At 75.1% G+C, this 18940-nt stretch carries 18 protein-coding genes and 1 pseudogene; 11 read left to right on the top strand and 8 right to left on the bottom strand.

Going from position 1 to position 18940, the window contains the following annotated elements; all coding sequences use genetic code 11:
* Positions 1 to 139: 139 nt before the first annotated feature.
* Both GA0070214_RS25115 and GA0070214_RS25110 read left to right on the top strand, forming a co-directional pair.
* Positions 140 to 769 (top strand): HU family DNA-binding protein, encoded by a 630-nt coding sequence (locus GA0070214_RS25115; RefSeq protein WP_091268826.1) that lies wholly within the window; start codon positions 140 to 142, stop codon positions 767 to 769.
* A 132-nt stretch (positions 770 to 901) separates the two neighbouring features.
* A complete protein-coding gene (locus GA0070214_RS25110) occupies positions 902 to 2884 on the top strand; it encodes an endonuclease/exonuclease/phosphatase family protein (protein ID WP_091268824.1) in 1983 nt (660 codons plus the stop codon).
* A 6-nt stretch (positions 2885 to 2890) separates the two neighbouring features.
* On the opposite strand, the gene GA0070214_RS25105 is transcribed toward GA0070214_RS25110, so the two are convergent.
* The 3 genes and pseudogenes from GA0070214_RS25105 to cofC form a co-directional block, all read right to left on the bottom strand.
* A complete protein-coding gene (locus GA0070214_RS25105) occupies positions 2891 to 3775 on the bottom strand; it encodes an NUDIX hydrolase (RefSeq protein WP_091268822.1) in 885 nt (294 codons plus the stop codon).
* A gap of 40 nt (positions 3776 to 3815) precedes the next feature.
* On the bottom strand, positions 3816 to 6104 hold the full coding sequence (locus GA0070214_RS25100) for an RNA degradosome polyphosphate kinase (protein WP_208602890.1): 2289 nt from the start codon (positions 6102 to 6104) through the stop codon (positions 3816 to 3818).
* Between the two features lie 264 nt (positions 6105 to 6368).
* A pseudogene (gene cofC / locus GA0070214_RS32620) lies at positions 6369 to 7001 on the bottom strand (2-phospho-L-lactate guanylyltransferase); the annotation flags it as partial.
* Between the two features lie 109 nt (positions 7002 to 7110).
* On the opposite strand from cofC, the gene GA0070214_RS25090 reads away from it, so the two are divergent.
* The 5 genes from GA0070214_RS25090 to GA0070214_RS25070 all read left to right on the top strand — a co-directional run bounded on the left by GA0070214_RS25090 (position 7111) and on the right by GA0070214_RS25070 (position 12124).
* Complete coding sequence (locus tag GA0070214_RS25090) at positions 7111 to 7836, top strand: lysophospholipid acyltransferase family protein (RefSeq protein ID WP_091268816.1); 726 nt, start codon at positions 7111 to 7113, stop codon at positions 7834 to 7836.
* A 55-nt stretch (positions 7837 to 7891) separates the two neighbouring features.
* On the top strand, positions 7892 to 8899 hold the full coding sequence (locus GA0070214_RS25085; protein WP_091268814.1) for an NAD(P)H-dependent glycerol-3-phosphate dehydrogenase: 1008 nt from the start codon (positions 7892 to 7894) through the stop codon (positions 8897 to 8899).
* A 7-nt stretch (positions 8900 to 8906) separates the two neighbouring features.
* On the top strand, positions 8907 to 10019 hold the full coding sequence (locus GA0070214_RS25080; protein WP_091268813.1) for a cystathionine gamma-lyase: 1113 nt from the start codon (positions 8907 to 8909) through the stop codon (positions 10017 to 10019).
* 171 nt (positions 10020 to 10190) lie between these two features.
* Positions 10191 to 10982: a putative protein N(5)-glutamine methyltransferase gene (locus tag GA0070214_RS25075; RefSeq protein ID WP_091268811.1), complete on the top strand. Its 792-nt coding sequence runs from the start codon at positions 10191 to 10193 to the stop codon at positions 10980 to 10982.
* A gap of 89 nt (positions 10983 to 11071) precedes the next feature.
* Positions 11072 to 12124 carry an ROK family protein gene (locus GA0070214_RS25070; RefSeq protein ID WP_091269037.1) on the top strand — a complete coding sequence of 351 codons (1053 nt, stop codon included), beginning with the start codon at positions 11072 to 11074 and terminating at the stop codon, positions 12122 to 12124.
* A 38-nt stretch (positions 12125 to 12162) separates the two neighbouring features.
* Here GA0070214_RS25070 and GA0070214_RS25065 read toward each other — a convergent pair whose 3' ends face one another.
* Positions 12163 to 12363 carry a DUF397 domain-containing protein gene (locus tag GA0070214_RS25065; RefSeq protein WP_091268809.1) on the bottom strand — a complete coding sequence of 67 codons (201 nt, stop codon included), beginning with the start codon at positions 12361 to 12363 and terminating at the stop codon, positions 12163 to 12165.
* Positions 12364 to 12368: 5 nt separating this feature from the next.
* The gene (locus GA0070214_RS25060; protein WP_091268799.1) at positions 12369 to 13214 is read right to left on the bottom strand and encodes a helix-turn-helix domain-containing protein; all 846 of its coding nucleotides are present in this window, start codon (positions 13212 to 13214) and stop codon (positions 12369 to 12371) included.
* 274 nt (positions 13215 to 13488) lie between these two features.
* On the opposite strand from GA0070214_RS25060, the gene GA0070214_RS25055 reads away from it, so the two are divergent.
* Both GA0070214_RS25055 and GA0070214_RS25050 read left to right on the top strand, forming a co-directional pair.
* The gene (locus GA0070214_RS25055; protein WP_091268797.1) at positions 13489 to 13719 is read left to right on the top strand and encodes a hypothetical protein; all 231 of its coding nucleotides are present in this window, start codon (positions 13489 to 13491) and stop codon (positions 13717 to 13719) included.
* Between the two features lie 254 nt (positions 13720 to 13973).
* Positions 13974 to 15068, top strand: coding sequence for a D-alanine--D-alanine ligase family protein (locus GA0070214_RS25050; RefSeq protein ID WP_091268794.1), 1095 nt, complete (start codon positions 13974 to 13976; stop codon positions 15066 to 15068).
* Between the two features lie 22 nt (positions 15069 to 15090).
* On the opposite strand, the gene GA0070214_RS25045 is transcribed toward GA0070214_RS25050, so the two are convergent.
* Together GA0070214_RS25045 and GA0070214_RS25040 are read right to left on the bottom strand one after the other, a co-directional pair.
* Entirely contained in the window at positions 15091 to 15705 is a 615-nt protein-coding gene (locus GA0070214_RS25045; RefSeq protein WP_208602886.1) for a DUF3515 family protein, read from the bottom strand.
* A complete protein-coding gene (locus GA0070214_RS25040; protein ID WP_091268792.1) occupies positions 15706 to 15939 on the bottom strand; it encodes an Lrp/AsnC ligand binding domain-containing protein in 234 nt (77 codons plus the stop codon).
* A gap of 162 nt (positions 15940 to 16101) precedes the next feature.
* On the opposite strand from GA0070214_RS25040, the gene GA0070214_RS25035 reads away from it, so the two are divergent.
* Together GA0070214_RS25035 and GA0070214_RS25030 are read left to right on the top strand one after the other, a co-directional pair.
* Complete coding sequence (locus GA0070214_RS25035; protein ID WP_091268790.1) at positions 16102 to 17049, top strand: thiamine-phosphate kinase; 948 nt, start codon at positions 16102 to 16104, stop codon at positions 17047 to 17049.
* A 64-nt stretch (positions 17050 to 17113) separates the two neighbouring features.
* On the top strand, positions 17114 to 17575 hold the full coding sequence (locus GA0070214_RS25030; protein WP_091268787.1) for a GNAT family N-acetyltransferase: 462 nt from the start codon (positions 17114 to 17116) through the stop codon (positions 17573 to 17575).
* Between the two features lie 25 nt (positions 17576 to 17600).
* Here GA0070214_RS25030 and GA0070214_RS25025 read toward each other — a convergent pair whose 3' ends face one another.
* Complete coding sequence (locus GA0070214_RS25025; RefSeq protein ID WP_091268785.1) at positions 17601 to 18857, bottom strand: ATP-grasp domain-containing protein; 1257 nt, start codon at positions 18855 to 18857, stop codon at positions 17601 to 17603.
* Positions 18858 to 18940 lie beyond the last annotated feature (83 nt).

Below are 18940 nucleotides of genomic sequence, written 5' to 3'. Positions count from 1 at the left end.
CACCGGCCCCGCCGGTGGGGGCGAATCCGTTACGACACAAGGGCTTTTTTCCACCGAATGTTTGTGTCCAGGCAGCACAGGGCATACCGTGCGCGCAGAATGGCTCGCGACGAGTCAGTTGCACAATCGGGAGGAAGTCGTGAACAAGGCCGAGCTCATCGAGGCGCTCGCCGTTCGCCTGGGGGACCGGAAGACGGCGACGGCCGCGCTCGAGGCGGTCCTCACTGAGGTCCAGGCGGCGGTCACCAAGGGCGAGAAGGTGGCGATCACCGGTTTCGGAGCGTTCGAAAAGCGCGTCCGGGGCGCCCGAACAGCGCGCAACCCGCGGACCGGCGAGGCGGTGAAGGTCAAGAAGACCTCCGTCCCGACCTTCCGTGCGGGCGCGGGCTTCAAGGAGATGGTGGCCAGCGGCAAGGTGCCGAAGGCCACGGTCGCCGCCAAGAAGACCACCACGGCCGCCGCGAAGACCACGGGCGCGAAGGCGACCGGGGCCAAGGCGACCGCCGCGAAGAAGACCACGGCGACGGGCGCCGCCAAGAAGACCACGGCGGCGAAGGCCACGAAGACCACCGCCGCGACCAAGAAGACCGCGCCCGCGAAGAAGGCCGCGACCAAGACGACCGCGGCGAAGAAGACCACCGCGGCGAAGTCGGCCGCGGCCAAGAAGACCACGGCCGCCAAGAAGACCACGGCCGCCAAGAAGACGACGGCCGCCAAGAAGGCGCCGGCGAAGAAGGCTCCGGCCAAGAAGGCCGCCAGCCGGCGCTGACCGCACGCCCGAAAAGGCGCCCACCGTCCGTGGTGGGCGCCTTTCTCGTGCGTACGCGTTGACCCGCCGTCGCGCGGGCCCGCAGAATCCTCGTGCCGAGAACCCCCGTCGGTCACGAGAAGAGGGGCGCCCGTGCGCCACCGTCACCTCCGCACCGCCGCGCTCGCCCTGGGCGTCGTCGTCCTGCTCGACGTGCTGCGGGTGTGGCTGCCGTCGATCATCACCATCTTCGGCCGGGCGGCCGAGACACCGGCCGAACTCCTCGGCGCCTTCGCCCTCGGCTGGTTCGTGCTCGCCCTCGCCGCGCCCGTCCTGGTCCGCCGGCTCGGTCCGCGCCCGGTGGGTGTGGTGGCGGCCGGGGTCCTGGCCGCCGCCCGGCTGGCCCTGACCGCCGCGCCCGGCGGCCGCAGCCAGCTGTGGCTGGCCTGCGCCGGCCTGCTCGCCGGCCTGGTCTGGCTCGCCGCGACCGCCGCGACGGTCGCGCGGCCGGTGCCGGGGCTGGCGTTCGGCCTGGCCGGTGCCGCCGTCGGGCACGCCCTGCTCGGCACCGAGGACCTGGTCTGGCGGGGCGGCGCGCTCGGCTGGGCCTTGTCCGTCCTACTGGTGCTGGCCTTCCTGGCTGCCTCCGCAGCGGCCATCGGCTGGTTTCCGAGACCATGGCACAGCTCGGCCGTGCCGGAGCGGCCGGCCGCTGAGCGACGCAGTGGCCCGACGGGTGTTCGGGCCTGGCTGATCGCCGGTCCGGCGCTGCTGGTGGCGGGTCAGCTGGCACTCGCCCCGGCGCTCTGGAGCGCCTCGTACTCCTACGGATACGGCACGGCCGACTTCCCGGGTCTCGCGCTCCCGCCCGACGGCCCGGTGTCGTGGTTCCCGGCGTACGCGATCGGGTTGTTCCTGGCTGCCGCGCTCACCCGGCCCCCGTCCTGGCTCGGGCGGGTGGTCTGGCCGGCCACCCTGCTCGCAGGCGCGGTGCTGTTCGCCGCCGACCGGCCGGGGTGGCTCGGTTGGGCCTACCTGCTTGCCGCCCTCGGCCTCGGCGGCTGCTTCGCCCGCACCGACGGGGTGTCCGGTGTGGTGGAGGATTCGGCCGCCGACCGGGCGCACAAGGCGACCGGAGGCGATCCCCCGGACACCGGTGCGTTCCGGCGTGCTTGGGCGGCCGTCTGCGGAATGGTGCTCTTCGCGGTCGGGTGCGTCGCCTACTACGCGGCCTACGACCTGGGCTATGCCAACGGCTGGGTGCCGGTGGGCACAGCCGGCCTGATTGCCCTGGCCGCCGTCACCGGACCAGCCCAGGCGGCTCCCGTCCTGACCGGTTACGCCCGACGCCTGACGGCCCTGATGCTGGCGGCGTTGGCCTTGCTGGCAGGCGAGGTGCACCGGCCGGAGCATTCGGTGGCGTCGCCGAACCAGCGAACGGCGGAGGTGCGGCTGGTGGCGTACAACATCCGGATGGGTTTCGGGCTGGACGGGCGGCTCGACCTGGACGCGCTGACCCGGGCGGTGGACGGCAGCCGGCCGGACGTGGTGCTGCTCAGCGAGGTGGACCGGGGCTGGCTGCTCAACGGCGGCCACGACACCCTCGCCCTGCTGGCCGGGCGGCTGCGGATGCCCTACGTCTTCGCGCCGGCCGCCGACCCGGTCTGGGGCGACGCGGTGCTGAGCCGCTTCCCGGTGCGGGCCGGCCGGACCGAACCGCTCGCGGCGCACGGCGCACCCACCGGGGCTCAGGCGCTCGGCGTCACGCTCGACCTCGGCGGCCGGGAACTCGCCGTGGTCGCCACCCACCTGCAACCGCCGCCGGGGCAGGGACCGGTGGCCCAGGCCGGCGAGGTGGCCGCCTTCGCCATCCGGTACGCGGCCGGCCGCCCGCTGGTGCTCGGCGGCGACCTGAACACCGAGCCCGGCGATCCGGCGTTCGCCGAGTTCACCCGGGCCGGGCTGGCCGACGCGCTGGTCGCGGCCCGCCCGCTGCGCACCAGCCCGGCCGACGACCCGCGCAGCCAGATCGACCACGTCTTCGTCACACCGGGTCTCACCCCGTCCGGCGCGACGGCACCGCGCAGCACCGCCAGCGACCACCTCCCGGTCGCGGTGACGCTCGCCCTGCCCTGAGCACCCTTACAGGCGGTCGGCGGCGACGAGGCGGTCGCCGGTGAAGGCGAGCAGCCAGCCGCCGCCCTTCGGCGTGGTGAAGTCCTCGTCATCGCGGCCGGTCAGCCGTTCCAGCGCGCCCGGGATCACCTTGCCCTGGCTGCACACGGCGACCGGTTCCCCGGCGGCGGCCAGCGCGGCCAGCCGGGCCGCGGCAGCCAGCGCGCACTCGTCCGGCTGCTGGCCGGGTCGCGGCTCGTCGAGGTCACCGACCACCTCGATGGGCAGGTCCAGCAGGGCGGCCGCCGGGTCGAGGGTCTGCACGCAGCGCCGGGCCGAGGCGGAGACCAGGCGGGCCGGGCGGACGAGGGCGACCAGGGGGGCGAGCGCCTGCGCCTGGGCCCAGCCCTCGGCGTCCAGCGGCCGGCCGTCGTCCGGGCCTGTCCAGGTGCCGCGCTTGCCGGCGTGCGCGTGCCGGACCAGCAGCAGGGCGGTGGTGACCGGCGGCAGCGCCGCGAACGCGGCGATCACCTCGGCGTCGTGCGGGTAGCTGACCCGGCGTGCCGCCTCGTCGGTGGGGAACCAGGCCACCTCGTCCACCTCGGTGTCCGGCTGGAAGCCGCCCTGGGCGGCCGCCCGCATCGACCAGTAGTCGACGGCCTTCGGCCGGCCCTCGCTGCGGTAGCGGACGGACGGCAGGCGTACCTGCGGGACGGCCCGGACGTCGGTCTCCTCGGCGACCTCGCGGACGGCGGCCCGCAGCGGGTGTTCGCCGGCGTCCAGCTTGCCCTTGGGCAGCGACCAGTCGCCGTACCGGGGGCGGTGCACGAGGCAGACCTCGACGCCGGCTCCGGCCGGGCGCCAGACGACCCCGCCCGCCGCCCGGATCCGCACCGGCTCGTCGTCGGTCATCCGCTCACCGTATGCCCGCCCGGAGCGGGCCGTGGTCCGGTCAGCCCGCCCTCCCGCCGACCCGGTGCAGGAGCAGGTCCTGGAGGTGGGTCAGCGGCGTGTCGTCGGTGCCGGTACGCCGGTGCCAGGTGCCATCCCCGGACAGCTCGAAGGCGTCCACCTCGGGGCTGAACGCGGCGGTCAGCACGTGGTCCAGCTCGGCCCGGGCCACCGGGTCGCTCACCTGCACCAGCGCCTCGACCCGGCGGTCCAGGTTGCGGTGCATGAGGTCGGCCGAGCCCATCCAGAACTCCGCGTCGCCGTTGTTGCCGAACCGGAAGATGCGCGAGTGCTCCAGGAACCGGCCGAGGATCGAGCGGACCCGGATGTTCTCCGACAGCCCCGGCACCCCGGGCCGCAGCGTGCACATGCCCCGGATCAGCAGGTCGACGTGCACCCCGGCGATGGACGCCCGGTAGAGCGCGTCGGTGATCTCCTCGTCGACCAGCGCGTTCACCTTGAACTGCACGAGCCCCGGCATGCCGAGCCGGACGTGCTCGATCTCCCGCTCGATCCGTTCCACGAGGCCGCTGCGGATGCCCTGCGGGGCCACCAGCAGCCGCCGGTACGCGGTCTGCCGGCTGTAGCCGGTGAGCACGTTGAACAGGTCGGTGAGGTCGGCGCCGATCTCCGGGTCGGCGGTGAGCATGCCGAAGTCCTCGTAGAGCCGGGCGGTCTTCGGGTGGTAGTTGCCGGTGCCGATGTGGCAGTAGCGGCGGATCTGGTTGCCCTCCTGGCGGACGACCAGGGCGGTCTTGCAGTGGGTCTTCAGGCCGACCAGGCCGTAGACCACGTGGCAGCCGGCGCGCTCCAGCGTGCGCGCCCAGCCGATGTTGGCCACCTCGTCGAAGCGCGCCTTCAGCTCGACCAGCACCACCACCTGCTTGCCGGCGGCGGCCGCGTCGACCAGCGCGTCCACGATGGGGGAGTCGCCGCTGGTGCGGTAGAGGGTCTGCTTGATGGCCAGCACGTTCGGGTCGGCGGCGGCCTGCTCGATGAACCGCTGCACGCTCGTCGCGAACGAGTGGTACGGGTGGTGCACCAGCACGTCGCCGTCCCGCAGGGTGGCGAAGACGCTGCGCGGCACCTCGCCCTCGGCGAGCCGGGGGTGGGTGGCCGGCACGAACGGCGGGTCCTTGAGGTCGGGGCGGTCGGCCTCGCCGTAGACCTGCCAGAGCGCGGACAGGTCGAGCAGGCCGCGGACCCGGAGCACGTCGTGGCCGTCCATGTCCAGCTCGCGGACGAGCAGCTCCAGCATGTGGTCGGAGATGGAGGCGGCCACCTCCAGCCGTACGGGCGGGCCGAACCGGCGCCGCGCCAGCTCCCGTTCCAGGGCCTGGAGCAGGTCCTCGTCGCGGTCCTCGTCCACCTCCACCTCGGCGTTGCGGGTCACCCGGAACAGGTGGCACTCGACCACCTGCATGCCGGAGAACAGCTGCCCGAGGTGAACCGAGATGAGGTCCTCCACGGGCAGGAAGCGCACCCCCGGCTCGTCGCGGGCCACCCGGACGAACCGGGGCACGTTGTTCGGCACCTTCACCCGGGCGAACAGCTCCGAGCCGCCGTCCGGGTCGCGTACCGAGACGGCCAGGTTCAGCGACCGGCCGGAGATGTAGGGGAACGGGTGCGCCGGGTCCACCGCGAGCGGGGTGAGCACCGGGAAGATGTGCTCCCGGAACCAGGTGCGCAGCCGTTCCCGCTCGGCGTCGTCGAGGTCGCTCCAGCGCAGGATCCGGATGTCCTCGGCGGCCAGCTTCGGCAGCACGTCGTCGACGAAGCAGGCGGCGTGCCGGGAGACCAGGTCGGCGGTCTTCTCCGCGATCCGCTCCAGCTGCGTGCGCAGCGGCAGCCGGTCGCCGCCGCGCACCGGCAGGCCGGCGGAGAGCCGGCGCTTCAGCCCGGCCACCCGCACCATGTAGAACTCGTCCAGGTTGCTGGCGAAGATGGCCAGGAACTTGGCCCGCTCCAGCAGCGGGGTCCGGGGATCCTCGGCCAGCGCGAGCACCCGGGCGTTGAAGTCGAGCCAGGAGAGCTCCCGGTTGAAGAACCGGTCCTCGGGCAGCGGCCGAGCCGCCGGGGCCTCCACCTGCGGCCCCGGCCCCTCGACCGGGTCGAGGGACTCCTCCAGCCCGGCCGAGGCCGCCGCGACGGGCTCGGGGCTGACGCTCTCCTCCGGAGGGCGGACGCGGCGGAACCGGCCGTCGGCGCCGCGGGTCGACGCGCCGTTGCGGGGCGCGCCGGGGTCGACGAGGTTACGGGGGCCGTCGGGCTGCTCGCGAGGGGTGCTCACCACCTCATGATTCCCCGACAACGGTGAACGGAAAATGAACTCGGGGCAGGTTGGTCACGCCATCGTCGGCAATGTCACCCGGACGACCTCGCCGGCGGCGTCCCGCTCGATCCGGACCCGCTGCCCGAGCCGGAGCAGCCGCAGCCCGGAGGCGTCGAACGCGCGGGCCGGGAAGGCCAGCTCGGTGCCGTCGTCGAGGAGCAGCACGCCGCTGCGGGTCGACGCGTCGTAGGTGGCCACCGTGCCCTGCATGCCAGCACCGTACCCGACGTCCCGGCCGGTCCGGGCCAGCAGCGCGGCGGTGCGCGGACCGGCGCCGAGCCGGGCGGCGGCGGCGAGGTCGGCCGGGGTGTCCACGTCCCGGCGCAGCGTGGGCCAGCCGCCGGGCAGCGGCAGCGCCCCGCTCGCCGCGTGCGCCGCTGCCGAGCCGGGCCCGAAGCGGGGCGCCAGGGGCACCCCGGGCGGCGCGGCGAGCAGCACGGTGCCGCTGCCCGGGGCGTCGGCCACGAACCCGCGTACCCCGTCGGCGGGGACGGCCCGCAGCGCCGCGGCCAGGTCGGCCGGGCGCAGGGCGGGCAGGTCGGCGGTGAGGCCGGCCACGGCGGCGCGCGGGCCGGCCACGGACGCGCCGTGCCGGAAGGCGGCGTTCAGCCCGGCCGCCGGGTCCGGCGTGACCGCCGCGCCGGCCGTCGTCGCCTCCGCCGCGACCCGGGGGTCGTCGGTCACCACGAGCACCCGGACCACCGCCGGGCAGGCCCGCACCGCGCGGACCGTGTCGGCCGCCAAGGCCAGCGCCAGCTCCTCGTGGGGTACGCCGGGCAGCGCCCCGCGCAGGCGGCTCTTCGCCACCCCGAGGCGCTTCACCGGCACCACCACGGTCCAGGTCGGCTCAGGCACGTGACAATCCTGCCAGCCGCCCGGCGGTACCCTCACTGGCCGGACCGGGAGCGAGCAGGCATGATTTCGTCCCGGGGCGTGCGCGCGTGGGGCGGAACGAGGAGGCAGGGTGGCACCGCGGAGGCTGGGATTCTGGCCACGGTTCGCCGTGGTGCTGGTGAAGCCGGTGTTGACCGTCTGGACCCGCCGCACCTGGCGGGGGATGGAGCACCTGCCCCGCGAGGGCGGGATCATCATCGTGCCGAACCACATCTCGCACGCGGACCCGCTGGTGTCCGCGCACTTCATCCACGACGCCGGGCGCTGGCCGCAGTTCCTCGGCAAGGCCAGCGTGTTCCGGGTGCCGGTGATCGGCTGGATCCTGCACCGGTGCAAGCAGATCCCGGTGGAGCGCGGCAGCGTCGAGGCGGCCCGGTCCCTGGACAAGCTGGTGGCCGCCCTGAACTCCGGCGGCGCCGTCGTGATCTACCCGGAGGGGACCACCACCCGCGAGCCGGACCTGTGGCCCATGAAGGGCAAGACCGGCGCGGCCCGGCTGGCGCTCGCCACCGGCGCCCCGGTGATCCCGGTCGCCATGGTCGGCCCGGAGAAGATGTTCGACCCGCGGACCGCCCGCATCGGGCTGCGCCCGCGTACCCCGGTGACGGTGGTCGCCGGGCCGCCGGTCGACCTGAGCCGGTGGGCGGGCGCCACGCCGACCCGGGCGATCCTGGAGGAGATGACCGACACGATCATGCTGCGGATCCGGGACCTGGTCGCGGAGATCCGCGGTGGCACACCACCGCCGCTGTGGGAGCGGCCGGCCCGGACCCGTACGCCCGAGGTGACCGAGTGAGCGCGAGGAGTGAGCCGGTGTTGCGAGCCCCGCAGTCGCGAACGAAGGTGGCGCGGTGAGCGGGCATGTCGCCGTGCTGGGCGCCGGCTCCTGGGGCACCGCGTTCGCCAAGATCCTCGCCGACGCCGGCCGGGACGTGACCATCCTGGCCCGGCGCGCCTCGGTGGCCGAGGCGATCCGGACCGGGCGCCACAATCCCGATTACCTGCCGGACGTGCGGCTGCCCGACCGGGTCACCGCGACCGGGGACGCCGAGGAGGCCATCGCCGGCGCCGAGGTGGTGGTGCTCTCCGTGCCGTCGCAGACGCTGCGCGGCAACCTCGCCGAGTGGACCCCGTACCTGGACGCGGACGCCACGCTCGTCTCCCTCATGAAGGGCATCGAGCTGGGCACCACCAAGCGGATGAGCCAGGTGATCATGGAGACCGCCGGGGTGCCGGCCGACCGGGTGGTCGTCGTCTCCGGGCCCAACCTGGCCCCGGAGATCGCCGCCGAACAGCCGGCCGCCACCGTGGTCGCCGGCACCGACAGCCGCCGGACCGCCCTGGTGCAGTCGTCGATCCGCACGCCGTACTTCCGGCCGTACACCAACGACGACGTGATCGGCTGCGAGCTGGGCGGGGCCGTGAAGAACGTGATCGCCCTGTCGTACGGCATCGCCACCGCCATGGGCTTCGGCGACAACACCCGCGCCATGCTCATGACCCGCGGCCTCGCCGAGACCGCCCGGCTGGGCGTGGCGCTCGGCGCCGACCCGATCACCTTCGCCGGGCTGGCCGGCATGGGCGACCTGGTGGCCTCCTGCACGTCGCCGCTGGCCCGCAACCGCACCTTCGGCGAGCACCTGGGCCGGGGGGAGACCCTGGAGCAGGCGCAGGCGGCCACCCGGCAGACCGCCGAGGGCGTGAAGAGCTGCCTGGCCATCCGGGACCTGGCCCGGGCCCACGGGGTGGAGATGCCGATCACCGAGCAGATCGAGCGGATCTGCCACGAGGGGATGGACCCGCGGCTCGCCGTGGACGCCCTCATGAGCCGGACCGCGAAGCCCGAGTCGTACGAGTGAGGCGGCGATGACCGACGAGTGGGGTGACGGCACGCGCAGCGTGCACGCCGGGCTGCCCGCGCCGGAACCGGGCCAGCCCTTCCTGCCCGGGCCGGTCTTCGCGGCGCCGTACCACCTCGACCCGTGGCGGGGGCCGGAGGCGAGCCCCAACGGGTACGGGCGGCCGGACAACCCCACCCGGCGGCTGCTGGAGGCGGCCGTCGGCGAGCTGGAGGGCGGTGACTGCCGGGTCTTCGCCAGCGGCCAGGCGGCCATCACGGGGCTGCTGCTGGCCCTGCTGCGACCCGGGGACACCGTGCTGCTCCCCGCCGACGGCTACTTCCCGGTGCGTGCCTTCGCCACGGCCACCCTGGAGGGCATCGGGGTACGCGTCGGCTTCGTGCCGACCGCCGGGCCGTACCCGTCGTTCGAGGGCGTCCGGCTGGTGCTGCTGGAGACCCCCGCGAACCCGGGCCTGGACGTGGCCGACGTGCCGGCGCTGGCCGTCGCGGCGCACGGTGCCGGGGCCCTGGTGGCGGTCGACAACACCACCGCCACCCCGCTCGGGCAGCGCCCGCTGGAGCTCGGCGCCGACGTCGTGGTCGCCTCCGGCACCAAGGCCCTCACCGGCCACTCCGACCTGCTGCTCGGTTACGTGGCGACCCGCTCGGCCGAGCTGCTCGACGCGGTGACCGCCTGGCGGACCACGACCGGTGGGGTGCCCGGGCCGTTCGACTGCTGGCTGGCCCACCGCTCGCTGGCGACCGTGGACCTGCGGCTGGGCCGGCAGACCGCCAACGCCGAGGCGCTGGCCCGGCTGCTCGCGGGCCGCGGCGACGTCACCGGCGTGCGCTGGCCGGGGCTACCGACCGATCCCGCGTACCCGGTGGCCTCGGTCCAGATGCGACGGATGCCCGGTGTGCTCTCCTTCGACCTGGGCGACGCCGACCGGGTGGCCCGGTTCCTCGACGCGTCCCGCCTGGTGTCCGCCGCCACCTCGTTCGGCGGGCTGCACACCACCGCCGACCGGCGGGCCCAGTGGGGGGACGACACCGCACCCGGCTTCGTGCGGCTCTCCTGCGGCATCGAGGACGCCGCCGACCTGGTGGCCGACGTGACCGCCGCGCTGGACGCGGCCTGACACCGGCCCGGCCGCTCCGCTAGGGTGACGGGCAGCAGCGGCCCGCGCGGGCCCCGACCGGAGGAGGTGAGACCGATCCCCCAGCAGAGGACCGGCGCTCCCTCCGAGTCCGCGTCGCCCCAGGGTTAGGCGACGCCGGGAGCGCCGACGAGCGTTCCCGAAAGGCCTGCCATGCCAGCCACCCTGTTCTCCCCCGACCGTCCCGCTCTCGTCCGGCGGCTGCGCGCCGCCGGCTGCGTTTTCGCCGAGGACGAGGCGGACCTGCTCATCGCCGCCGCCGACTCGGCCGAGGCGCTCACCGACCTGGCCGACCGCCGGGTCGCCGGCCTGCCGCTGGAGCACCTGCTCGGCTGGGCCGAGTTCTGCGGCCTGCGGGTCGCCGTCGACCCCGGGGTGTTCGTGCCCCGCGGGCGGACCGCCCTGCTGGTCGCCGCCGCCGCGGCCGTGGGCGGCCCGTCGCCCGCCGTGCTCGACCTCTGCTGCGGTTCGGGCGCCGCCGCGCTGGTGCTGCACGGCCGGCTGGCACCCCGCTGGCTGGCCGCCGCCGACGTCGACCCGGCCGCGGTGGCCTGCGCCCGGCGCAACCTGACCCCGCTGGGCGTGCCGGTCTACCAGGGCGACCTGTTCGCGCCGCTGCCAGCCCGGTGGCGGGGGCGGCTGGACCTGGTGGTGGCCAACGCCCCGTACGTGCCGAGCGGGGAAGTGGCCATGCTGCCGGCGGAGGCGCGGCTGCACGAGGCCCCGGTGGCGCTGGACGGCGGCGCGGACGGGCTGGCCGTGCTGCGCCGGGTGGCCGCCGGCGCGGCCGAGTGGCTGGCCCCCGGCGGGCACCTGGCGGTGGAGGTGAGCGCCGGCCAGGCCACGGCGCTCTGCGGGATCCTCACCGACGCCGGCCTGGACCCGTCCGTGGTGCACGACGACGACCTCGAGGCCACCGCGGTCACCGCCCGCCGCCCGGGGTGAGCGCGCGGCCCAGGGCCGGGCCGCGCGACCGTGGCGGGACCACGCGGCGGGAACTAGCCTCAGGTCAGGCTCGGCGGGAGGCGGTGGCGGTGGGCAGCGCGGGTGTGCCGGTGGTGGTGGGTCTGGACAACGGCGGCACGAGCAACAACGCCACCGTGCTGACGGTCGACGGCCGGTTCCTGGTCGACGGGCTGGTGGAGATCCCGAGCGAGGTCCAGGCCGGTCCGGAGGCCGCGATCGAGGCCCTCGCCCGGGCGCTCGACGGCGTGCTGGCGCTGACCGGGGTGCCCCGCGAGCTGGTCCGCGCCGTCGGGCTGGACACCCCCGGCCCGGCCAGCGCCACCGGGGTGATCTCCTCGCGCGGCTCGACCAACTTCTCCCAGCCCGCCTGGCGCGGCTACGACGTGCGCGGCGCGCTGGAGCACCGGCTCGGCCTGCCGGTGGTCTACGCCAACGACGGCAACGCGGCGGCCCTCTACGCGCACCACACGCACTTCGGCGCCGACGCGATGGCCCGGTCCTCGGTCGCCGCGATCGTGGGCACGGGGCTGGGCGGCGGCGTGGTGGAGGGCGGCCGGGTGGTCGGCGGCGCGGCCGGCATGGCCGGCGAGTTCGGGCACGTGCACATCCCGCTCGACGGGCTGCTCGGGCCGGGCCAGCCGGTGCCCGTGTGCGCCTGCGGCTTCACCGGGGACGTGGAGAGCGTCGCCTCGCTCACCGCGATCGTGAACAACCTGCTGCCGTACTGGCTGGGCCGGTTCCCGGGGCACCCGCTGGCCGCCGAGGAGCCGGCCCGGGCGGCGAAGCTGGTCCGCGGCTACGGCGAGCGCGGCGACCAGCTGGCGCGTGAGGTCTTCACCCAGCAGGCCATGGCGCTGGGCCGGCTGTTCACCATCGCGGCCAACTTCACCGACCCGCACGCGTACTTCGTGGGCGGCGGGGTGGTGGAGGCGGCGCCGGAGTTCCGCGACTGGTTCCTGGCCACCGTGCGGGAGCACACCGTGCTCCGCGCCGAGCAGCGTGCGGTGGCGACCTTCGCGCTGGTGCCCGACCGGGACATGGCCGGGGCGCGCGGGGTCGCCATCGCGGCGCTGGAGGCGGTCCGCGGCGGGGCCGCCGCCGGCCCGCTGGTCGCCGGCTGAGCCGCGGCCTCGCCGCCCGGCGGATCAGGGCCGGCGGATCAGGGGCGCGGCGGGGCGCCGGTGAAGGCGGCCCAGGCGGCCGGTGGGAAGACCAGCACCGGGCCGGCCGGGTCCTTGGAGTCGCGGACCGCGACCGCCTCCGGCAGCGGCGCCATCTCGACGCACGCGCCCTCATCGCCGCTGTGGCTGCTCTTGCGCCAGCCGGTCACCGGCCGTTGGTGGCTGTTCGTGCCGTTCATGGGTTCTACCTCTCGTTCAGCAGGCGGAGCAGCTCGTCCCGGCTGGCCGCCGGGCTCAGCGCCACGGTCCGCAGGTGCTCCATGATCTTCGTGCAGGTGCGCAGGTCACCCGGCCGGTCCAGCACCATCTGCCCGGCGACCGTCTCCACCGAGGCGATGATCGGGTCCTCCGGGTCGGCGAACTCCAGGATGTGCAGCGACCCCCGGGTCCCCCGGTGGTAGCCGGCGGAGAGGGGGATCACCTGCACGGTGATGTTCGGCAGCTCGGCCATCTTCAGCAGGTGCTGCAGCTGACCCCCCATCACGGTCCGGTCCCCGACCGGGCGCAGTAACGCCCCCTCGTCGATGATGGCGTCGAGGATCGGCGGTTCGTCACCCGTGAGCCGTTGCTGGCGGTCGAGGCGCAGCTTGACCCGCTGCTCCACCTGCTCGTCGCTGAGGGTGTGCGGGCCGCCGCGCATCACCCCGCGGATGTAGTCGGCCGTCTGGAGCAGGCCGGGCACCACCGACGGCTCGAAGTTGGCGATCCCGGTCGCCTCCGCCTCCAGGGCGATGAAGTCGATGGTCCGCCGGTCCAGCAGGTACGAGTAGGAGACCCACCAGCCGGGTTTGCGGGCGTCCTTGGCGAGTTGCACGGCCGCGGCGGTCTCGTCGGGCCCCACCCCGTAGAGGGTGAGCAGCGCCCGCACGGTCGCCGGGCTGACCAGCGTCTGCGCGTTCTCGTAGCGGGACAGGGTGCTGCGGGTGCTGTTGATCTCGTCCGCCGCGGCCTCCAGGGTGAGGCCGGCGGCCTCCCGGTGGGTCCGCAGGGCGATGCCGAGCCGTCGGGCCCGGGCGGTCTTCGGCGCCATGCATCGATGGTCGCACATCAACGGGAGCTTGGGCATGAGAGAAATCCGATGAGAGTTGCATTCACGCGTGTCCACCTGTCAATCTGTGACGGCGTCCTCACCGCCGGTTGTCGTGGCGACGGTGGTGGTGAGTGACCGGAGGGGATGGGGCGCGCGGCGATCGGGTTTTACTCCCCCACGACCCGATCGTCGCGTGCCCTGGCCGGCAAGCCAGACGGGGAGGATCAGCGATGACGGTGACGGCCTGCCAGCCGGCGGACGAGGGTGGGCGGGGATGACCCGCTTCCTCGTGGTCCTCACCGACGTGCGCCCCCTCGACGGGATCTGGCGCAACGAGCGCACCAGCCCCGAGCGGCGCCGGCAGGTGGTCGGCGCGAGCAGCCGCGAGGCGGCGGACCGGATCGCGGGCGCCTTCATGGCGCTGGGCATGGTCCGCGCCGGCCGGCAACGGGTCAAGGTCATCGCGGTCGGCCGCCGGCCGCGCACCCCGGATCACCTGGACTGAACCGGGCCCGCCCCCGGGTCGCGGTGACGGGGGCGGGGAGCCGGGCGGCCGGTGGCCGGTCCCGCCGCCGGCCGCCCGGGCTCACCACCGCACATCCGGTTACTCGCCGTATACGACTCGTTGACCGATTGCGGCCCGCTGCGTCGTCTCCCCGGGTATCCACCACCGACGCTCGCCACGCACAGTAAGGTCAAGCGGGTGAGCGCCCCCGGCGAGCACGGCCAGCCGCAGTCGTGGACGAAGAGGTGACCGGAGTGACCACCCCAGGCAAGACCCGCGTGGCGATCGTCTTCGGCGGCCGCAGCCCGGAGCACGGCATCTCCTGCGTCAGCGCCGGCAGCGTGCTGGCCGCCCTCGACCCCGACGAGTTCGAGGTCGTGCCCGTCGGCATCACCCGGCAGGGCCAGTGGGTGCTCGCCAGCGGCGACCCCGGCCAGCTCGCCATCGCCGACCGCAAGCTCCCCGAGATCACCGCCGGCTCCGGCGCCGAGCTGGTGCTGCGCGCCGACCCGGCCGTGGGCGGCCTCATGGTGCTCGACCCGGCCCAGGGTCCGGTGGCGCTGGCCGACGTGGACGTGGTCTTCCCGGTGCTGCACGGCGCCTACGGGGAGGACGGCACCATCCAGGGGATGCTGGAGATGGCCGACATCCCGTACGTCGGTGCGAACGTGTTCGCCTCGGCGGCGGCCATGGACAAGGAGTTCACCAAGAAGCTCTGCGCCGCCGAGGGCATCCCGGTCGGCCCGTACGTGGTGCTGCGCGCCGGGATGACGCTGACCGAGGAGGACAAGGAGCGCCTCGGCCTGCCGGTCTTCGTGAAGCCGTCCCGCGCCGGTTCCTCGTTCGGCATCACGAAGGTCGACGACTGGGCGCAGCTCGACGCGGCGGTCGCCACGGCCCGGGAGATCGACACGAAGGTGCTGGTCGAGGGCGCGATCGTGGGCCGCGAGATCGAGTGCGGCGTGCTGGAGGGCGAGGCCGGCGGGGCCCCGGAGGCGTCGGTGCTCGCCGAGGTGCGGGTGGTCTCCGGCCACGACTGGTACGACTTCGAGGCCAAGTACATCGACGACGCCTGCGAGTACGACATCCCGGCGAACCTCCCCGAGCACGTGACCCGGCAGGTGCGCGAGTACGCGACCCGCGCGTTCACGGCGCTGGACTGCTCCGGCCTGGCCCGGGCCGACTTCTTCGTCACCCCGGAGCTGGACGTCTATCTCAACGAGATCAACACCATGCCGGGCTTCACCCCGACCTCGATGTTCCCCAGGATGTGGGCGGCCAGCGGGCTGGAGTATCCGAAGCTGGTCAACCGGCTCATCCGCACCGCCCTCCGCCGCGCCGGCCGCTGACTCCGCGACCGGCCGGCGGCGGTCAGGCGGAGCAGCCGGACGGCGCCGTCTTCGCGGCGGGCACCGAGGCGACCACCGCGTCGGAGATCGGCGTGACCCACTGGAGCGGCTGCTCGTACTGCTTCGGCACCCGCACCCGCACCGGGGTCTCCCGGTCGACGGTGGTCAGCACGGTGGCGTCGGCCTCCTGGACGGCGTGCCAGCAGACCTTGTTCACCGACCACACCTCGTCGGTGGGCTGCACGATCGCGGGCGAGCCGCCGCAGGCCACCGTGAGCGCCGGGTCGCCGTACGCGGCGTTCTGCTCGGCGCCCGCGGTGACCGGCCGCTGTGCCAGGTCACGGACGGTCGCCGGGAGCTGCGACACCAGGGCGCGGCACACCGTGGCGGGGCGCTCGGCCAGGGCCGGGGCCGGCAGCTCGACCGGCGCGCTCGACTGCGGCCGGACGGCGGACGCCGACGGGCTCGGCGCGGCGGCCGGGGAGTCCGGGGCGAGCTTGGCGAAGGTGAACCCGGCCACCGCCAGGGTGACCGGCACCGCGACGAGGGTCGCCCAGAGCGCGGCGCTGCGGGTCGACCGGTCGCGGCGCGCCGGGCGGGAATCCTCGGCGGCGGGGGAGGACGTGATCTCTTCCACTTACAGGCGCACCACCGAACACGTGAGGGTGCGGGTGATGCCGGGCACCAACTGCACCTTGCTGACGATGAGTTTGCCGAGCTCGTCGACGGTGTTCGCCTCGGTGAGGACGACCACGTCGTAGGGCCCGGTGACGGCGTCGACGCGTACCACGCCGGCAAGGTCCGCGATCTGACCGGCCACGTCACGTGCCCGGCCGACCTCCGTCTGGATGAGGATGTACGCCTGTACCACGACTCGACCTCCGTCCGTCGCCGCTTCGGCGGCCCGAAGGGTGAAACTACCCTACGGAGCGGCCCTGATCTGTCTCGGTCGCCGGGGGACCCCGGTGAGCGAGCACACGTGGGGCAGTGGTGGCGGGACTGCGGAGCTTGAAGAGCGCGACGAGGGGACGGCATGACGGTCGCGGGTGTCGGTGAGTTCGGGCTGATCGACCGGGTGACCGCCCGGTTGGCCCAGGGGGAGAGCTGCCTGCTCGGCCCCGGAGACGACGCGGCGGTGGTGGCGGCGCCGGACCGGCGGGTGGTCGCCTCCACCGACGTGCTGGTCGAGGGGCGGCACTTCCGCCGCGACTGGTCGGGGGCCCGCGACGTGGGGCACCGGGCGGCGGCGGCCAACCTGGCCGACATCGCGGCCATGGGGGCCACCCCGACCGCGCTGCTGGTCGCCCTCTGCATGCCGGCCGACCTCGACCCGGGCTGGGCCGAGGAACTGGCCGACGGGCTGGGGGCCGAGGCGGCCCTGGTGGGCGCGAGCGTGGTCGGCGGGGACATGTCCGCCAGCCCGACGCTGACCGTCGCGGTGACCGCCCTCGGTGACCTGGCCGGCCGGCCGCCGGTGGTCCGCTCCGGCGCCCGCCCCGGCGACGTGGTGGCCCTCGCGGGACGCACCGGCTGGGCGGCGGCCGGCTACACCGTGCTGTCCCGGGGGTTCCGCACGCCCCGGCTGCTCGTGGAGGCGTTCCGCCGCCCCGAGGTGCCCTACGCGGCCGGCCCGGAGGCCGCCGCGCTGGGGGCCACCGCCATGATCGACGTGTCGGACGGGCTGCTGGCCGACCTGGGGCACGTGGCGAGGGCCAGCGGGGTGGCCGTCGACCTCACCCGGGAGGCGTTCGAGGTGCCCCGGCAGATGCGCGACGCGGCGCAGGCGCTCGGCGTCGACCCGTACTCGTGGATCCTGGCCGGGGGCGACGACCACGCCCTGGCCGCGACCTTCCCGGCGACCGCGACGCTGCCGGCGGGCTGGCGGCCGGTCGGGCGGGTGACCGAGGGCGCCGGGGTGACCGTGGACGGCGCGCCGTACGCGGGGCCCGCCGGCTGGGACCACTTCCGTCGCGGGGAGTGATCTGCGTCCGATACCCGCGATCGGGCCGCCGGCGGTCCGGGGCCCGGTCGTACCCTTGCCTGTCGTGAGCGAGATCGAGATCCGGGCGCGGCGCTTCGACGCGCCCGAGGCGCAGGCGTTGATCCAGGCGGCCCTGGCCGACCTGGGCGCGCGGTACGGCGGCAGCGGCGACGACACCCCGGTCGACGCCTCCGAGTTCGAGCCGCCGGCCGGCGCCTTCCTGATCGCCTACCTCGACGGGCAGCCGGTGGGCTGCGGCGGCTGGCGCAGCCACGGCGACGGGACGGCCGAGCTGAAGCGGATGTACACGGCGCCGGCCGCCCGGGGCCGGGGCGTGGCCCGCGCGGTGCTCGCCGCGGTCGAGCGGTCCGCCCGGGACCACGGCCGCAAGCGGATCATCCTGGAGTGCGGCGACAAGCAGCCCGAGGCGATCGCCATGTACACCTCGGCCGGCTACGAGCGGATCCCGAACTTCGGCTTCTACCAGGACGCCCCGGGCTGCCTCTCCTACGGCCGCACCCTCTGACCGGCCGCACCCTCTGACCCCGCCGTCAGCCGGCGGTGATCCGGATCTCGCCGGCGGCCTTGCGGGCGGCGCTCTCCGCCTCGGTGGGCGTGGCGCCCCAGGCCAGCAGGTGCCCGCTGCGGTGCGCCGAGGAGAGCAGCTCCGGCACGTGGTCGCCGACCTTCGCCCCGACCTGCACGTCGAGCACCCCGGGCACCCGCTGGGCGGCCCGCCGGCCCTCCACGGCGGTGACCCGGCCGGGCGCGGCGACCAGGAACTCCACGGCCGCCGCGCCGGTCGGCCGGGTCGGCAGCGCGGGCCGCTCGCCGCGCAGCACCCGCAGGTACGCCCCGATGAAGTCGACCTCGTAGGCGATCGAGACCAGCGCGGTGATCATGTCGCCGGGCATCCGGGCGGCGCACTCGACAAGCGTCGGCACCCCGTCGACCAGGATCCACTCGCTGTGCAGCATGCCGCTGCGGAAACCGGCCGCCTCGGCGAGCCGCACGGCGGCGTCCCGCAGCGCCTGCCGTTCCGTCTCCAGCAGCGCGGACGGCACGGTGTGCCCGGTCTCCACCGGGTACCGGCCGCCGGCGATCCGCTTGTCCGTGACGTTCGCGAAGATCGTCTCGCCGTCGGCGACCAGCAGCTCGACGCTGTGCTCCGAGCCGACCAGCAACTCCTCGACCAGCACCCCGGTGGGCAGGCCGCGCTCGACGGTCTCGGCCGGCTCGGGCGGCGCCGCGCTGGCCGCCCAGCGCCCGGCGATCTCCGCCGGGTCGGTGATCAGCTGCACGCCCAGGCTGCCGGAGCGGCGGGTGGGCTTGAGCACGCACCGGCCGCCGTGCGCCCGGGCGAACTCCGCGGCCCGGGCCGGGTCGTCGACCAGCTCGTACGCCGGGTTGGCCAGGCCGGTCGCGTCGGCCAGCAGCCGCATCCGGTGCTTGTCGGAGAAGGTGTCGGCGGCGGCCACCCCGGCGCCGGGCAGGCCGAGCCGGTCGGCCAGCCGGGCGGCCGCGCCCACGGCGTACTCCAGGCCGGGCAGGACCAGCCGGGCGCCGGCGAGGCCGGGCTCGCGGGCGAGCAGGGCGTCGGGGTCGAAGCCGGTCTGGTACTCGGCCGGCACGAGCCGGGCGACCATCGACAGCCCGGCGACGAAACGCTCCAGGCCGCGGCGCCGGATCACGTCCGGCTCCTCGACCAGGACCACGCTGCCGGGCGGCAGCTCCTGGTCGAACCAGCGCAGCGAGCCGAACGACCCGCCGATCACCACCAGCTGCTCCCGCCCCAGGTCCAGCTCCACCGGTCGTTCCTCCCCACACCCGGCGCCGGAACGGACGGCCGGCGCAGCAGCACCCTAACCGGGCCGGCGCGGCCGGCCGCTGG

The sequence above is a fragment of the Micromonospora chaiyaphumensis genome, from assembly GCF_900091435.1.
GTDB lineage: Bacteria > Actinomycetota > Actinomycetes > Mycobacteriales > Micromonosporaceae > Micromonospora > Micromonospora chaiyaphumensis.
This window is presented reverse-complemented; position numbering and strand designations above follow the sequence as displayed.

Excerpts from the sequence above, each read along its gene's own strand:
- GA0070214_RS25105 (WP_091268822.1), bottom strand. The coding sequence starts at position 3,775 with ATGACCGACGACGAGCCGGTGCGGATCCGGGCGGCGGGCGGGGTCGTC.
- GA0070214_RS25080 (WP_091268813.1), top strand. The coding sequence starts at position 8,907 with ATGACCGACGAGTGGGGTGACGGCACGCGCAGCGTGCACGCCGGGCTG.
- GA0070214_RS25075 (WP_091268811.1), top strand. The coding sequence starts at position 10,191 with ATGCCAGCCACCCTGTTCTCCCCCGACCGTCCCGCTCTCGTCCGGCGG.
- GA0070214_RS25065 (WP_091268809.1), bottom strand. The coding sequence starts at position 12,363 with ATGAACGGCACGAACAGCCACCAACGGCCGGTGACCGGCTGGCGCAAG.
- GA0070214_RS25060 (WP_091268799.1), bottom strand. The coding sequence starts at position 13,214 with ATGGCGCCGAAGACCGCCCGGGCCCGACGGCTCGGCATCGCCCTGCGG.
- GA0070214_RS25055 (WP_091268797.1), top strand. The coding sequence starts at position 13,489 with ATGACCCGCTTCCTCGTGGTCCTCACCGACGTGCGCCCCCTCGACGGG.
- GA0070214_RS25035 (WP_091268790.1), top strand. The coding sequence starts at position 16,102 with ATGACGGTCGCGGGTGTCGGTGAGTTCGGGCTGATCGACCGGGTGACC.